Annotated in this window: 14 protein-coding genes and 1 tRNA gene; 11 read left to right on the forward strand and 4 right to left on the reverse strand. The window is 69.4% G+C overall.

The window, feature by feature from the left end; all coding sequences use genetic code 11:
• The first annotated feature begins 62 nt into the window (after positions 1–62).
• Positions 63–135, forward strand: a tRNA-Thr gene (locus ACIGCK_RS03135).
• Positions 136–185: 50 nt separating this feature from the next.
• Here ACIGCK_RS03135 and ACIGCK_RS03140 read toward each other — a convergent pair.
• Positions 186–389, reverse strand: coding sequence for a hypothetical protein (locus tag ACIGCK_RS03140; protein ID WP_396663702.1), 204 nt, complete (start codon positions 387–389; stop codon positions 186–188).
• A 108-nt stretch (positions 390–497) separates the two neighbouring features.
• Positions 498–1568, reverse strand: coding sequence for a glycosyltransferase family 4 protein (locus tag ACIGCK_RS03145; RefSeq protein WP_396663704.1), 1071 nt, complete (start codon positions 1566–1568; stop codon positions 498–500).
• Positions 1569–1672: 104 nt separating this feature from the next.
• On the opposite strand from ACIGCK_RS03145, the gene ACIGCK_RS03150 reads away from it, so the two are divergent.
• Together ACIGCK_RS03150 and ACIGCK_RS03155 are read left to right on the forward strand one after the other, a co-directional pair.
• Positions 1673–3622 (forward strand): glycogen debranching N-terminal domain-containing protein, encoded by a 1950-nt coding sequence (locus ACIGCK_RS03150; protein ID WP_396664002.1) that lies wholly within the window; start codon positions 1673–1675, stop codon positions 3620–3622.
• 76 nt (positions 3623–3698) lie between these two features.
• Positions 3699–4517: a universal stress protein gene (locus tag ACIGCK_RS03155; RefSeq protein ID WP_396663706.1), complete on the forward strand. Its 819-nt coding sequence runs from the start codon at positions 3699–3701 to the stop codon at positions 4515–4517.
• A 7-nt stretch (positions 4518–4524) separates the two neighbouring features.
• Here ACIGCK_RS03155 and ACIGCK_RS03160 read toward each other — a convergent pair whose 3' ends face one another.
• Positions 4525–5202 carry a response regulator gene (locus ACIGCK_RS03160; RefSeq protein WP_396663708.1) on the reverse strand — a complete coding sequence of 226 codons (678 nt, stop codon included), beginning with the start codon at positions 5200–5202 and terminating at the stop codon, positions 4525–4527.
• Positions 5199–6911 carry a GAF domain-containing protein gene (locus ACIGCK_RS03165; RefSeq protein WP_396663710.1) on the reverse strand — a complete coding sequence of 571 codons (1713 nt, stop codon included), beginning with the start codon at positions 6909–6911 and terminating at the stop codon, positions 5199–5201. The genes ACIGCK_RS03160 and ACIGCK_RS03165 overlap by 4 nt, the downstream gene beginning before the upstream one ends.
• Positions 6912–7072: 161 nt before the next feature.
• Here ACIGCK_RS03165 and ACIGCK_RS03170 point away from each other — a divergent pair, with 161 nt between their 5' ends.
• The 8 genes from ACIGCK_RS03170 (at position 7073) to ACIGCK_RS03205 (ending at position 14628) form a co-directional block, all read left to right on the forward strand.
• Positions 7073–7744, forward strand: coding sequence for a phosphoribosyltransferase (locus ACIGCK_RS03170; RefSeq protein ID WP_396663712.1), 672 nt, complete (start codon positions 7073–7075; stop codon positions 7742–7744).
• 46 nt (positions 7745–7790) lie between these two features.
• Positions 7791–8747, forward strand: a complete 957-nt coding sequence (locus tag ACIGCK_RS03175) for a zinc-dependent alcohol dehydrogenase family protein (protein ID WP_396663714.1) — start codon at positions 7791–7793, stop codon at positions 8745–8747.
• A 239-nt stretch (positions 8748–8986) separates the two neighbouring features.
• Positions 8987–10093: an MSMEG_0568 family radical SAM protein gene (locus ACIGCK_RS03180; RefSeq protein ID WP_396663715.1), complete on the forward strand. Its 1107-nt coding sequence runs from the start codon at positions 8987–8989 to the stop codon at positions 10091–10093.
• 1 nt (position 10094) lies between these two features.
• Complete coding sequence (locus ACIGCK_RS03185; RefSeq protein ID WP_396663716.1) at positions 10095–11510, forward strand: MSMEG_0567/sll0787 family protein; 1416 nt, start codon at positions 10095–10097, stop codon at positions 11508–11510.
• A 131-nt stretch (positions 11511–11641) separates the two neighbouring features.
• The gene (locus ACIGCK_RS03190) at positions 11642–12169 is read left to right on the forward strand and encodes an MSMEG_0572/Sll0783 family nitrogen starvation response protein (RefSeq protein ID WP_396663718.1); all 528 of its coding nucleotides are present in this window, start codon (positions 11642–11644) and stop codon (positions 12167–12169) included.
• 8 nt (positions 12170–12177) lie between these two features.
• A complete protein-coding gene (locus ACIGCK_RS03195; protein WP_396663719.1) occupies positions 12178–13080 on the forward strand; it encodes a carbon-nitrogen hydrolase family protein in 903 nt (300 codons plus the stop codon).
• On the forward strand, positions 13073–13372 hold the full coding sequence (locus ACIGCK_RS03200; RefSeq protein WP_330171340.1) for an MSMEG_0570 family nitrogen starvation response protein: 300 nt from the start codon (positions 13073–13075) through the stop codon (positions 13370–13372). Before ACIGCK_RS03195 ends, ACIGCK_RS03200 begins: the two co-directional genes overlap by 8 nt.
• Complete coding sequence (locus tag ACIGCK_RS03205) at positions 13369–14628, forward strand: MSMEG_0569 family flavin-dependent oxidoreductase (protein ID WP_396663721.1); 1260 nt, start codon at positions 13369–13371, stop codon at positions 14626–14628. Before ACIGCK_RS03200 ends, ACIGCK_RS03205 begins: the two co-directional genes overlap by 4 nt.
• Positions 14629–14641: the final 13 nt, after the last annotated feature.

The following is a 14641-nucleotide window of genomic DNA, read 5'->3' on the forward strand; positions in this document are numbered from 1 at the left end:
CGTTCGCGGCGGCACCGGCGACGCTGTAAGATCGTTGCTTGTGCACGCGCGAGCGGGCACGCGCCACCTTAGCTCAGACGGCAGAGCGATTCACTCGTAATGAATAGGTCAAGGGTTCGATTCCCTTAGGTGGCTCCGACGTATTCGACTCCGAGATCCGCTTTGGCATCGGGGCACCGCGCAGGTCACGCACCGAGCAGGGCCAGGCCGTGGTAGATCGCGTAGGCGGGCCACACCATCGCCTGCAGCAGGCCGAGCACTACGGCCCAGAATGATCCGTCCGAGTGCGAGATGAAGTAGATCGCCGCGCCGACATACGCGAGCAGGAAAAACACCCCCCAAGTGCCGTTGCTCTCCACCACCTGGACTCTGCGTCGGCTCTCGGCCATCTTCCTCACCCTCCACGTCGCGCTCCTCGCGTTCTCAGATTCGTCGGTCGCCGCTTTCTCGGGCAGGCCGAACGTCCCGACAGCCTGTACACCGGTGCCGGGTGCGTGTCACGCGGTCGAGATCCTTCGAAGTTGCGCGCGTCCGCGCGGAAGCGCTCGTGTCCCCTTCGCGGAGCGGGCGAGCACGCGGCGATAGAGGCGCTCGTACGCGCGGGTCATGACCGAGACGTCGAAGTGCTGCTCGACACGCCGCCGCGCGTCGACGGGTCGGAGGTGCTCGAGCGCATCGATCGCGGCGGGGAATCCCGAGATGTCATCGAGGACATACCCGGTGCGGCCGTGATCGACGATCTCCGGCACGCTCCCGCGTCGCAGGGCGATGACCGGCGTGCCCGTGGCCATGGCTTCGATCATGACCATGCCGAACGGCTCGGCCCAACGGATTGGGAACAGCAGCGCTGACGCAGCCGCCAACATCTCCGTCTTCTGCGACCCCCCGACTTCGCCGACGACCTCGGTGTCGGGTCCCAGACGTGGTCTGATCACCTCGTCGAAGTATCGATGCTCCAGGGGGTCGCGCCGTTTGCCTGCGAGGACGATCGTACGTCCCGCCGCGCGAGCGGCGTCGATCGCCAGGTCGGGTCCCTTCTCGGCGCAGTAACGCCCCAGCCACAGCAGGTATCCGTCTTTCCGCTCGCGGAACGGGAACCGGGAGACGTCCACCGCGTTGTGGACGACACCGACCCAGTTCAGGGGGCGCTGCCGTCGCTGGGAATGAGAGATCGCGACGACGCCCACCGTGTCGCGCAGCGACTGGAAGTAGTCGCCGATCGCGCCCCCCGCTTCCCCGTGCATCGTGACGAGAGTCGGTGTGTCCCGGCCTCGGGCGAGGAGCGGTCCCGCCAGTGAATGATCGTGCACGATGTCGACCGACATCCCCGCGAGGATGCGCGCGGCCTCGGCCGCCGAGAAGAGCTCCGGGACCGATCGGCCGAGCTCGTCGCTCGGCGGCTGCGCGTACACGCGGTGGAAGGAGCTCGCCCTGGTCCGTGCACGCCCGGACGCGATCAGCGCGACATGATGTCCGCGCGAGGCGAGGCCGTCGATCAGCGACGCGACGACTGATTCCGTCCCGCCGTAGAGCGAGGGTGGCACCTCGAACCACGGGGGTGCGATCATGGCGATCCGCAGCGGCCGAGTAGCGGAGACCAGCGCCGCCGGCACCCGTCTCGTAGGTGTGGGTGTCGACGGCGGGATGACGGTGCCCATCGTTCCTCCTTCGTATCGACGGGTCTCGCGTGCAGGGACTTTCGGTTCAGCTCGCGGAACCCTACGAAGCGCTGTTCACGGGGCGTGCGCCCACCCGTCCGGGCCAGGTGGAGCCGACGCTCATCGTCGAACGCCATCGGTTCGTCGGCAGTGGCATGCGCGAAGACATCAGGATCCGCAACTTCGCGTCCGAGGCCGCAGGAATCGACATCCAGATCATCGTCGACGCGGATTTTGCGGACCTGTTCGAGGTCAAGGCGAATCGTCCGCCTCGTCGCCGATCCGTGTCGCATGACGCGGTGGGGGACAGGCTCGGCTTCTCGGCGAGGGAGGCGAGCCTCGATCGCGGCGTTCGCGTCGTGGCACCCGGAGCGAGAGCCTCGGAACGCATGCTCTCGGTGTCCGCGATGGTGCCGGCACACGGCGAGTGGTCGACGTCGATCGAGGTCGGCGGCTCGGACGCCGGCCAAGACTCACCCCTGGGATTCCCGATCGGGATGGCCGTGAACCACGCGGAGCCCGCTCGCCGGATGCAGAGCTGGCGCGACTCCGTTCCGAACATCACCGTGTCGGATCCCTCGCTCGCTCACGCTCTGGAACGCAGCGAGGAAGATCTGGGGGCCCTGCGCATCGTCGATCCCGAGCATCCCGAGGACGCCGTCATCGCTGCGGGGGCGCCGTGGTTCATGGCGTTGTTCGGGCGGGACTCCCTCCTCACCGCGTGGATGACGCTTCCCTTCGCCCCGGATCTCGCTCTGGGAACGCTCCGCGTACTGGCGCGGCACCAGGGCCGCAAGAGCGAGCCCCGCACCGAGGAGCAGCCGGGCAGGATCCTCCACGAGGTGCGACTGGGGCCGAACGTCTCGCTTGCGCCGGGTGGCGAGGAAGCCTACTTCGGGTCCGTTGACGCCACCCCGCTCTTCGTGATGCTCGTCGGCGAGGCCCTCCGATGGGGCGTGCCGATGTCCGACATCGAACCGCTCCTCCCCGCCGTCGAAGCCGCGGTGCGCTGGATTCTCGATTACGGCGATCGCGACGGCGACGGGTTCATCGAGTACGAGCGGATGTCGGATCGCGGTCTGCTCAACCAGGGCTGGAAGGACAGCCAGGACGCGATCTGCGGGCGTGAAGGGCTTGCGGCGCACGGACCCATCGCGCTCGCCGAGGTCCAGGGCTATGCATTCGCCGCGTTCGAGGCGAAGGCGGAGATCGATCAGCGAAGGGGAAGAGATGCCGACGCGGCGACGTGGCGGGAGCACGCCCACACGCTGAAACGGCGGTTCCACGAGCACTTCTGGATGCCGGAGCAGAGGTACTACGCGTTGGCTCTCGACGGCCGGAAGCGTCAGGTCGACGCCATCGCCTCCAACGCGGGACAGTGCCTCTGGACGGGGATCGTGGAGGAGGAGCACGCCGCAGCCGTTGTGGAGCGCCTCCTCTCGCCCGAGTTGTTCACGGGGTTCGGCATCCGGACGCTGGGCGTGAACAACGCGCGCTACAACCCGGTGAGCTACCACAATGGATCCGTCTGGCCCCATGACACGGTTCTGGCCGCGGCGGGCATCGCCCACTACGGGCACGACGAGGAGGCGCGCACCGTGATCGACGGATTGCTGGACGCGGCCGCCGCGTATGACGGACGCCTTCCCGAGCTCTTCAGCGGCTTCGACCGCACGGACAAGCTCGAGCCTGTGCCGTATCCCGCATCCTGCTCGCCGCAGGCGTGGGCCTCTGCGACTCCGATAGAGATCCTCAGGATCGCGTTGGGCCTTCGCCCTGATCGGGATCGACACGAACTCATCGTCAAGCCCGCCGCCGTACGTCTCGGGGATGTGCGGATCGCCAACCTCCCGTTCGATCGGCGGCAGTTCCTGCTCACCTCTGAACGAGGCGGGATCGCGGTCATCGCGGAGAGCGACACCGATCACCCCTGGGCGGGCGGCGAGGGACACGATCCTCTCTGAGACGGATCGCGGGACCTTCGACCCGTCTCCCGATCCTCGCCGCGCCGTACCGTCGAGGGGAGGAGCGGCAGGCGCGATGGAACGCATCACACTCGGCTATGACGGCACCCGCGACGCGCGGTCGGGGCTCGACTGGGTCATCGACAGGTGCTGCACGCGCGACGCGCAGGTCACGATCGCCGAGGTGTCTGCTCCCGGGTACGAGGCCGACGCGTCCGGCGGAGGTCTCGACGACGCGGCACGGTCTGTCCGGGAGCGGGCGCCCGGGACGCGCGCGATCACCGCGCGGGTGCGGGGCGATATCGCGATCGAACTCGCGGACATCGGCGTGGGAGCCGACTTGATCGTGCTGGGCGTGCATCCCGATGCGCGGTTGCGGGCGCTGATGTCGCGGATGCTCCCGCTTCGTCTCACCGCGCGCTCCCGGCTGCCGGTGGTGCTCGTCCCCCACGGATGGCAGCCCAGACGAGGAACGGTCGTCGTCGGCATCGACGACGACGATTCCTCGAGCCCCGCTGTGGATTTCGCTCTTCGCGAGGCGATCGCGGTCGGCTCGCCCCTGCACCTCGTGCACGCGTGGCTCGCGGGTCTTCCCCCTTCCCGCCTGCGAAGGGATCGCACCGACTCATCCACAACGGCGCTCGAGGTGCACCGGCGCATCCTCGCGCGGGCAGCTCGTTACGCGCGCGACAAGGAGCCCGGCCTCGACGTCGCCGAGAGGCTCGTGCGCGACAATCCCGTCTCCGCGCTTTCGCACCGTGCGCACGAGGCGACGATGGTGGTGATCGGCAGCCACGGACGCGGGCCCGTCGCGGGGGCGCTTCTGGGGTCGGTGGGTTGGGATCTGCTCGGGAACATCTCGACCACGCTCTGCGTCGTGCCGCGCCAGCGGTGACCCGCCGTCACGACGGCGGGTCCGAGCGCGACTCCGGCGCGCCATCAGGGCGTCGACGCTCGCCCCCGCTCAGCTGGAATATGGCCGCTTGCGTCCGCGATTGCATCCCGAGCTTCGTGAGCAGCGACGAGACGTAGTTCTTCACCGTCTTCTCGGCGAGGCCCAGATGTTCGCCGATCTGTCGATTCGTCAACCCGTCGGCGATGTGCAGCAGGACCTGTCGTTCCCGAAGCCCCAGTGAGCCCAGCCTCGGGTCGGCGAGGGATGTCTCGCGCATCCGCGAGGCTGCGCTGGCGACCGCGTCGGCGCTCAAGAGGACTCGGCCGTTCCGCACCGCGCGGATGGCCTCCAGCAGAGACGGCGTATCTACGCTCTTCAGCGCGTACCCGGCGGCACCGGCGAGCACCGACGCGTACGTGGCGGCATCGTCATCGTGGGCGGTCAGCATGAGGCACGCGACGTTCGGGATGCGCGAGCGGATGTCGCGGCACAGGTCGACGCCGCTGCCGTCGGGCAGCCGCACGTCCAGGATCGCGACATCCGGCACGAGGGCCTCGATCCGTCCGAGGGCATGACGCACGGTGGCCGACTCGCCGACGACCTCCATGTCGGACGACTGGTCGATGACATCGGCCAGACCGCGCCGGACGATCTCGTGATCGTCGACGAGGAAGACGCGGATCATGAGCGTGACTCCTGCCGGTCCGGCAGGGGGACCTGCCACACGGCGTGCGTGCCCTCGGCGGTGCTGCGGACCTCGAACGATCCACCGCGGGAACCGGCTCGCTCCGCGAGGTTGCGAAGGCCGCTGCGCCGATCGCCGGCGATCCCGCCCCCGTTGTCCCGGACCGTCACGATGAGCGCCCACTCGTTCACGGCCACCTCCAGCCTGATGTCGTCCGCCTCGGAGTGCCGGATGCTGTTCGTCACCAGCTCCCGCGCGACGGCCACGGCGTCCTCGGCCAGCGCACCCGCCACGAGGTGGTCGACGGCACCCTTGAATCGCACGGTCGGCGGCCGCTCCACGAGGGACGACAGCTCCGCGACGACATCGATCATCTTGTGTCGGACGGAGAGCCCTTCGCGGTCGGACAGCGCGAATATCACGGTCCTGATCTGGGCTATCGCGTCGTCCATCTGGTGCGCGACGGCAGTCAGGCGCTCCTGATCGGCGCGGATGCTCATCCCCCCCGCCACCGCCTGCAGGGTGAGCCCGGCGGCGAACAGCTGCTGGATGACGTGGTCGTGCAGGTCGTGGGCGATGCGCGAACGCTCATCGGAGAGCACCCGACGCTGCTGCTCAGCGCGGGCGTGGGCGAGTTCCAGAGCGATGCTGACCTGCGAGGCGAGCCCGTTCGCAGCCGATGCTTCCAGACCGGTGTATTCGGGCTCGGTCGGTCGACGCGCGAGCGTCAGGACGCCCCATATCCGTTGCCGAGACCGCAACGGCACCGCCAGGGCCGGGCCGGCGTGTCCGTCCACCTCGATGCGGCTGGGATCCGACCACGCCCCGCCGCTCGTGCGCCCCATCTGCGCGCCCTTGCCGGCCACTGCGGCCAGCAACTCCTCACTGGGATGTTCGACGGTCGCGCCGAGAAGGTCTTCGTCGTCCAGGCCTCGGACCGCGGCGATCCGGAAGCGGTGCGAGGCGTCGATCGGCGTGAGGATCGCCACGCGAGACGAGTCGGCGACATCGAAGACCCGCACGGCGATCAGATCGAGGGACTCGTCGAGGGGGGTCGACAGGAGCGCAGAGGACAGCGCCGCGGACGCACTCGTCCACGCCTCTCTCAATCGCGCCTCCTCGAACAGACGCGCGTTCTGAATGGCGACGCCCGCCGTGGATGCGAGCGCCTCCACCAATTGCTCATCCTCCGCGGAGAAGTCGCCCCGCTTTCGATTCGTCAGATAGAGGTTTCCGAAAACCTCACCGCGGACACGGATGGGCACGCCCAGGAAGCTTTCCATGGGCGGGTGGTGGTCGGGGAAGCCGACGGCGCGGGAATCCTGCCCGATGTGAGGTATCCGGATGTGACGCTGTTCGGAGATGAGGGCCCCGAGGAGACCCGCGCCCCGGGGCGGACCACCGATCCGCTGCGCCGACGACTCCTCGAGGCCGGCGAAGATGAACTGGTCCAGCTCGCTCCCATCCGTGCCGATCACGCCCAGCGCGCCGTAATCCGCCTGAACGAGGTCGACGGCAGCCTCGACGACGTTGCGCAGGACACCGCGCAGCTCCAGCTCGCCGAAGACCTGCTGGACGCCCCGAAGCAGCGCCAGGAGCCGGCCCTGCGAGATCTGCACCCGCTCGACCTGCGTGATCAATTCGGCCAGCGCGGCGTCCAGCTCGCCCCGAAGACCATCCGGGAAGGCCAGGTACTCCTCGCTCGCCACACGAAGCCCCTCTCGCAAACGAGGCCCCTCTTGCGGTGAAGCCTCTGTCGCTGTCCGTCAATCTACGACCGGTCAGGCCCCCGCGCCAGGCCACCTCTCCAGGACCAACGGCCCGCGGGGCGGCGGCCGAATGGGGTGGACTGCCGGTGGAAGGAGGGACGGTGACGAGTGAATTCGAGGACAGAAGGGATGCCGGGCGGCAACTGGCCGCACGGCTGAAGGAGTTGCGGGGGGATGACGTCGTCGTGCTCGGGCTGCCACGCGGCGGGGTGCCCGTCGCCGCGGAGGTCGCTGCTGCCCTCGGAGCTCCGCTGGATGTGATCCTCGTCCGCAAGCTCGGTGTCCCGTCTGCGCCCGAGGTTGCGATGGGGGCGATCGGAGAAGACGGTGAGCGGGTGCTGGACCACCACCTGATCGCTGCGGCGGGCGTGACCGCGGCGCAGGTTCGGGCCGCCGAGCAGAGGGAGCGGCACGCGCTCGCCGCGCGCGCGGCCGCGCTCCGCCCGCATTCCGTCCGCGTCGAGCTGTCCGGTCGCACCGCGATCATCGTCGACGACGGGATCGCCACGGGCGCGACGGCCTCCGCGGCCTGCGGGGTCGCTCGGGCACGGGGTGCGACTCGCGTGCTCGTCGCAGTCCCCGTAGGCAGCGCGGACGCGGGCCGACGGGTGCACGGCGCGGACGACGTCATCTGCCTTCGCCAACCGCGGGTCTTCCGTGCCGTGGGTGAGCACTACCGCCGATTCGCTCAGACGTCCGATGCGGAGGTGGTCGAGCTTCTCGTCGAAGCTCGTGAACGATGGGTCGGTCGGTCGGATGACTCGGACGAGTGAGCAACCGACCACTATGACCGCATGGTGTACGGACGCGGCTCCCGGCGTGCTCGAGCCGACCACGCGGAGCATCCCGGAGCCCGCCGCCGAGGAGGTGCTGATCGAGGTCGAGGCGTGCGGCGTCTGTCGCACCGATCTGCACGTCATCGACCAGGAACTGCCCGTGCACCGCCCGGGGGTGATACCCGGTCATCAGGTCGTTGGAATCGTCCGCGCAGCCGGGGCGGCGGTCCGGCGACTGAAGGTGGGACATCGCGTCGGTGTGGCGTGGCTGCGCGGCACCTGCGGCTCGTGCCGGTGGTGCCGGGAGGGACGCGAGAACCTGTGTCCTTCCTCCCGCTACACCGGGTGGGATGCGGACGGCGGTTACGCGCCCTTCACAACGGCGCCCGAGTCGTTCGTCTACCCGCTGCCTTCGCACGGCGATCCCGCCGAGATCGCACCCCTTCTCTGTGCGGGAATCATCGGGTATCGCGCGCTCCGCCGGGCGAACCTGCGGCCGGGCGGGCGGCTCGGACTCTACGGGTTCGGATCCAGCGCGCATATCACGGCCCAGCTGGCGAGCGCCGCGGGCGCGGAGGTGTACGCGATGACCCGGGGTGCCGCCAATCGTGCACTCGCCGCGCGACTGGGCGTGGCGTTCGTCGGTGACGAGACGGCGACCCCTCCGGTGCCGCTGGACGCGGCGATCGTCTTCGCGCCGGTGGGCGACTTGGTCCTGGTGGCGCTGCAGGCCACGGAGAGGGGCGGCACGGTGGTGCTGGCCGGCATCCACATGTCCGACATACCCGTCATGGGGTACGGGCAGAACCTGTTCGGGGAGAGGGACCTGCGCACGGTGACGGCGAACACACGGGCAGACGGGGATGCGTTTCTGCGCTTGGCGCACGCCCTCCACCTGTCAGCGGCTGTCACGACCTATCCGATGGCCCGGGCGGGCGACGCCGTTCGCGATCTCCGCGCCGGCGCGTCCTCAGGTTCGCTGGTACTCACCGCCGGCTGAGGGCCCTGTTCGAACCGCCGTCTCCGGTGGGCCTTTGGTCCTGCAACGCCGCAGCGGTGGGGACGTACCCTGGCGCCGCGGGGTCGCGCTCGATGGCCGGGGCCGGATGGCAGGGGTGGCATTCTGGGGAGAGCGCCGCCCCTGTTGCACGCATCGGCGAAACGCAATCTTCTCGGGCGGAAACACGAGCGCATTCCGTTCGTAGCCACACCGAAACAGGACGTCCGTCTACTGGAGTCATGACTCCCGGACCGGCTGCTGCGACACCCACCGCGACCCACGTCTCGACCCGCGTCTCGACCCGCGTCGACATCGCGTTGCTCGGTGTCCGAAGCGATGCGCCGGTGCGGAGGGCGGGTGGTGCCGGACCCAGCGACGACGGGCACTTCATCGTAAACGGCGAGGGCGCCGCCATCCCCCTCAACCCGGCCAGCCCGTACGTCGTCACCTCCAGCGGGCGGTTGACCCTCGACGGCGCCGACCTCGGCTTCGACGTGGCGCCCGTGGTGCGACCCGCGTTCTACGACCTCGAGACGGCCGACGGCATCAATTACGAGAAGATCGCCAAGCTCCACGGCAAGAACGTGCTGGCGACCACCGTCGTGCAGACCTGCGTGCGCTACGACGAGAGCGAGCGGTGCCGGTTCTGCGCCATCGAGGCGTCGCTGGATGCCGGACTCACCATCGCCGTGAAGACCCCGGCGATGCTGGCCGAGGTCGCCGAGGCGGCCGTTCGACTCGACGGCATCACCAGCATGGTCATGACGACGGGGACGTCGAACGGCTGGGATCGTGGAGCGAAGCACCTCGCCCGGTGCGTCCGAGCCGTCAAGCGCGCGGTGCCAGACCTCGAGATCCAGGTGCAGTGCGAGCCGCCCGCGGATCTGCGGGCGATCACGGACCTGTACGAGGCCGGCGCGCGATCGATCGGCATCCACGTGGAGTCGATGGACGAGGATGTGCGCAGGCGCTGGATGCCCGGAAAGTCGCGCGTGAGCATGGACGAGTACCGCGCCGCGTGGCGAGAGGCCGTTCGTGTGTTCGGATTCAACCAGGTCTCGACGTACCTGCTGGTCGGGATGGGGGAGGACCCCGACGAGCTGGTGGAGGGCGCCCGGGAGCTCATCGAGATGGGCGTGTACCCGTTCGTCGTCCCGTTCCGCCCCCTCAAGGGAACCCTCGCCACCGATGTCGACAAGGTTCCGGCTCCCCACCGTTCCGTGCTTGACTCCGTCACCAGCCGCGTGGCCGCCATGCTGCAGGCGGCCGGCATGCGCGGCGAAGACCAGCGGGCGGGCTGCGTGGCCTGCGGTGCGTGCAGCGCGCTCAAGACGGCAGGCGCCTGACGTGCTCGACGTGCCGGTCATCACCGGGACTTCGCTTCGCACACGGGTCGACCGGGCGGCGTGGACGATCGAGCGCGCCACGCGGGGGCAGGTCGAGGCCTACCGAGCGATCAGGCGCGACGTGTTCGTGGCGGAACAGGGCATCTTCGAGCGCGACGACACCGATCGCATCGACGAGGATCCACGGACGATCGTGCTGGTCTGCGTCGACTCCGGGGGCGCGGTCCTCGGGGGCGTGCGCCTCGCCCCGGCTGTCGAGGGCCGGGACATCGGGTGGTGGACCGGGAGCCGACTCGTGGTCCGACGTGACGCGCGGGGGTCGGCCGGCATCGGCTCGGCGCTCGTGCGCGAGGCGTGCGCCACCGCGCTCGCGAACGGCGTGCTGAGGTTCGAGGCGACGGTCCAGGAGCGCAACGCCCCGCTGTTCCGGCATCTCGGCTGGGAGCAATGGGGTACCACCGCCATCGGCGGCGCCGCCCACGTGCGGATGCGGTGGCCGATCGATCGCATCGAGCGACTTCTGCGGTCGACCAAGGGCGTCCTCGGCGATCTCCTCGCGGACCTCCGGGGCGACGACCCGCGCGCCCTCGGCGGACCGCGCTTCGTCGGCGACGACGGAGCGCCCCTGCCCGGCAGCGATGTCGTCGCGGCCTGCGACGCGATCCTTCCCGCCATGATCGAGAGGGATCCCGAATGGGCCGGCTGGTGCGCGGTGCTGGTCAACCTGAACGACCTCTCGGCCATGGGCGCGAAGCCGATCGGGCTGCTCGATGCCGTGGCGGCACCGACCGCCTCGTTCGCGCGGCGGATCCTGGGCGGGCTCCGCAGTGGCGCGGATGCCTGGGGCGTGCCGATCCTCGGCGGCCATACGCAGCTCGGGGCCGCCCCCGCGCTGTCGGTGACGGCATTGGGGCGCACGAAGCGGCCCGTGCCCGGCGGGGGCGGGCGGGCCGGCGACGACCTCAGCCTGACCGTGGACCTGCGCGGGCGTTGGCGGCGCGGTTTCGAGGGCAGGCAGTGGGACACGACGTCGGCGCGGACGCGAGCCGAGCTTCGTGAGCTCGGCGCCATCGTGCGACGTGCCCGTCCCGCGGCGGCGAAGGACGTGAGCATGGGCGGAATCGTCGGCAGCGCCGCGATGCTCGCCGAGGCATCCGGCACGGGCCTGTCGATCGACGTGGCGGCGATCCCCGCACCCGAAGATGTCGCCTTCGGCGACTGGATCACCTGTTTCCCCGGTTTCGGGATGCTCACGGCCGACCGTCCGGGTCGCTCGCGGGCCGCCTCGCCCCTCGCCGAGACCGCCGTCATCGGACGGCTCGACGACGACCCCGACGTCCGGCTGCGCTGGCCGGACGGAGTGACGACGATCGCCTGTCCGGCGCCCGCCACGGGCCTCGGAGCATCCGGTTCGTAACGCGACCTCATTCCGGATGAAACCACACCGAAACACCCACTTGGGAGTGTGAATGCACGTTCCCATCGGCTCCATCTTCCGCTCGACGCCCCCGTTCCATCCCGTGCTCCACCTCACGAAAGAGATGAACCATGCCTGAAGACATCGACGCCCAGATCGCCGAGAACATCGCCACCTCGCTCGGCGAGATCCCGCACCCCTCGCTGCCGAAGGGCACGAACCTCTACGGATCGACCAAGATCTTCCCCGATTTCCAGGCCGAGGATGGCGAGACCTACTTCACGCTGATCCACGGCATCCCGCACGAGTCCTCGGTCAGCTTCGTCGCGATCCTCCAGGCGACCCGCGCGCTGCGCAAGGGCTTCGAGTCGGCGATCTACTTCTACGGCCCCGGCACGCTCGCCTGTACGGCCAATCGCGGCTTCCCCACGACGGGCGACGCCGGTTTCCCGGGCGAGCTCAACATGAACGGCTCGCTCGAGACCTTCATCAAGGAGGGCGGCACGGTCTACTGCTGCCGCTTCGGGATGGCGCTTCACGGCATGCGCGAAGAGGACCTCATCGAGGGCGTCATCCCCGCGCACCCCCTCGACGTCCAGGACGCCCTCATCTACTACGCGCGCAAGGGCGCGATCATCAACTCCACCTACAACCTCTAGGTCGATTCATGACACTCACCGTCGCGTCGGTCTCGGCGAACTTCACGCGGGACCTGGACCAGAACTACGCGCTCATCGAGCAGCTGCTGCAGGATGCGCGCGCTCGGGATGCTCGGCTCGTCGCCTTCCCCGAGGCGGCGATCGGGGGGTACCTCTCGTCGCTGGGCAACCATGGAGACACGGTGCAGAACACCACGCGCTCGCTTCCCCCGGCCATCCGGCTGGACGGGCCCGAGATCCGCCGTGTGCAGGAACTCGCGGGCGACACGATCGTCACGATCGGGTTCTGCGAGCTCGACGACGACGGGTCGACCCGCTACAACGCGGCGGTCTGCCTCGACGGCGGGCAGATCTACGGGTCGTATCGCAAGGTGCATCAGCCTCTCGGCGAGAACATGTCGTACTCGGCGGGGTCCGAGTACACCGCGTTCGACACCCCGCTCGCGCGCATCGGGATGCAGATCTGCTATGACAAGGCCTTCCCCGAGGCGGCGCGGATGCTGGCGCTCGACGGCGCGGAGATCGTCGTGAGCATGTCGGCCTGGCCGGCGGCGCGGACGGCGACGGCCGAGAACCTGCAGGACGACCGCTGGACCTATCGGTTCAACCAGTTGGACATCGCTCGGGCGCTCGACAACCAGGTCTTCTGGATGGCGTCGAACCAGTCCGGGACGTTCGGCTCGCTGCGCTATGTCGGCAACGCCAAGGTGGTCGATCCGGGCGGCAACATCCTCGCGACCACGTTGCTCGGTGCCGGTCTCGCCGTCGCCGAGATCGACGTCGACGAGACGTTCCGGGCGATGCGCGGCGGCATGTTCCACCTGCGCGACAGGCGACCGGACGTCTACGGCCCGGTCACCTCGACCGAGAGCGCCAGCGCGACCCGGTGGACGGAGCTCGCGCATGCCTGAGATGACATTCGCCGTGCGCTGGCCCGACGGCCGCGAGAGCACCCACTACTCGCCGAGCCTGGTCATGCATGACTTCCTCACGGTGGGGGAGAGGTACCCGGTGTCGGACTTCGTCGGACGCACGAGCGAGGCGCTGGCCCTTGCCAGCGAGCGGGTGCGCGCCAAGTTCGGATTCGCATGCACCTCGGCGATGCAGTCGGAGCAGACGATCATGACGGCCGCCTCCTCGTACCCGGACGGTCACGTCGAGGTGGTCGCGATGGAACCGCCGCTGGACGGAGGGACCGCATGATCCCCGTCGACCTGAGCGACGGGGATCACTTCGATGCCGTGATCGTGGGCGGGGGTCAGGCGGGGCTCGCCCTCAGCTGGCATCTGGTCCAGCGGGGCATCCGCCACGTCGTCATCGAACGCGACACGGTCGCGCACGAGTGGCGCGACGGCCGCTGGGACAACTTCACCCTTGTGACGCCGAACTGGCATTGCGCGCTTCCCGGGTATGCCTATGACGGGCCGGAGCCCGACGGATTCATGACCCGCGACGAGGTGTACGCCTGGGCGCGGCGGTACGCGGACACCTTCCCGGCACCGGTCGCCGAGCACACATCGGTCTCGCTCGTCGAGCAGCGCCCCGGCGGCGGCTTCCTCGTCCACACGAGCGCGGGCATGATCACGGCGGAGACCGTCACCTCGGCGACGGGCGGCTACCACCTGCCCGTCACCCCCGCCTGGTCGGACGACATCCCCGAGCACGTCTTCCAGCTGCACTCCCACGAGTACCGCAACGCCTCTCAGCTTCCCGGCGGACCCGTCCTCGTGGTGGGTTCGGGACAGTCCGGAACCCAGATCGCCGAGGACCTGCTGCTCGAGGGGCGTGACGTGCACCTGGCCCTGGGCCGCGCGCCGCGCGTCGCGAGGTTCTATCGCGGACGCGACTGCATGACCTGGCTCGCCGACATGGGCGTCTACGACGTGCCCGTCTCCACGCGGGGGCTGGCCAAACGCGAGTCGACCAACCACTACGTCACGGGTCGCGACGGGGGACGCGACATCGACCTTCGCGAGTTCGCTCTGCGGGGGATGGCGCTCTACGGCCGGGCGATCGGGATGATGGGCGGAGACTTCCTCTTCGACGACACCCTGGCCGACAACCTCGACTACGCGGACTCCGTCGCCGAGTCGATCAAGAACGACATCGACCGCTACATCGAACGCGAGCGGATCGATGCGCCGCACGAAGACCGATATGAGGCCGTCTGGCGCCCCGAGGACGTTCCGTCGAGGCTCCCCGCACGGGATGTCTCGTCGGTCGTCTGGTCGATCGGCTTCCGCGCGGACTGGTCGTGGCTCGGCAGCCTCGACGTGCTGGATCACGAGAGGCATCCCGCCCACTCGAGAGGTGCGACGAACGTGCCCGGGTTCCAGTTCATCGGGCTGCCGTGGATGCACACCTGGGGATCCGGACGATTCCATGCCATCGCGCGCGACGCCGAGCACGTCGCGGGGCTCGTCGCCGAGGGAGCGGAGCGGCGCATCCCCGTCGCCTGAGGCGCCCGGATAT

It is taken from the genome of Microbacterium sp. NPDC078428 (assembly GCF_044542535.1).
GTDB classification, from domain to species: domain Bacteria; phylum Actinomycetota; class Actinomycetes; order Actinomycetales; family Microbacteriaceae; genus Microbacterium; species Microbacterium limosum.

Excerpts from the sequence above, each read along its gene's own strand:
- ACIGCK_RS03145 (WP_396663704.1), bottom strand. The coding sequence starts at position 1,568 with ATGATCGCACCCCCGTGGTTCGAGGTGCCACCCTCGCTCTACGGCGGG.
- ACIGCK_RS03140 (WP_396663702.1), bottom strand. The coding sequence starts at position 389 with ATGGCCGAGAGCCGACGCAGAGTCCAGGTGGTGGAGAGCAACGGCACT.
- ACIGCK_RS03200 (WP_330171340.1), top strand. The coding sequence starts at position 13,073 with ATGCCTGAGATGACATTCGCCGTGCGCTGGCCCGACGGCCGCGAGAGC.
- ACIGCK_RS03195 (WP_396663719.1), top strand. The coding sequence starts at position 12,178 with ATGACACTCACCGTCGCGTCGGTCTCGGCGAACTTCACGCGGGACCTG.
- ACIGCK_RS03180 (WP_396663715.1), top strand. The coding sequence starts at position 8,987 with ATGACTCCCGGACCGGCTGCTGCGACACCCACCGCGACCCACGTCTCG.
- ACIGCK_RS03190 (WP_396663718.1), top strand. The coding sequence starts at position 11,642 with ATGCCTGAAGACATCGACGCCCAGATCGCCGAGAACATCGCCACCTCG.
- ACIGCK_RS03160 (WP_396663708.1), bottom strand. The coding sequence starts at position 5,202 with ATGATCCGCGTCTTCCTCGTCGACGATCACGAGATCGTCCGGCGCGGT.
- ACIGCK_RS03155 (WP_396663706.1), top strand. The coding sequence starts at position 3,699 with ATGGAACGCATCACACTCGGCTATGACGGCACCCGCGACGCGCGGTCG.
- ACIGCK_RS03205 (WP_396663721.1), top strand. The coding sequence starts at position 13,369 with ATGATCCCCGTCGACCTGAGCGACGGGGATCACTTCGATGCCGTGATC.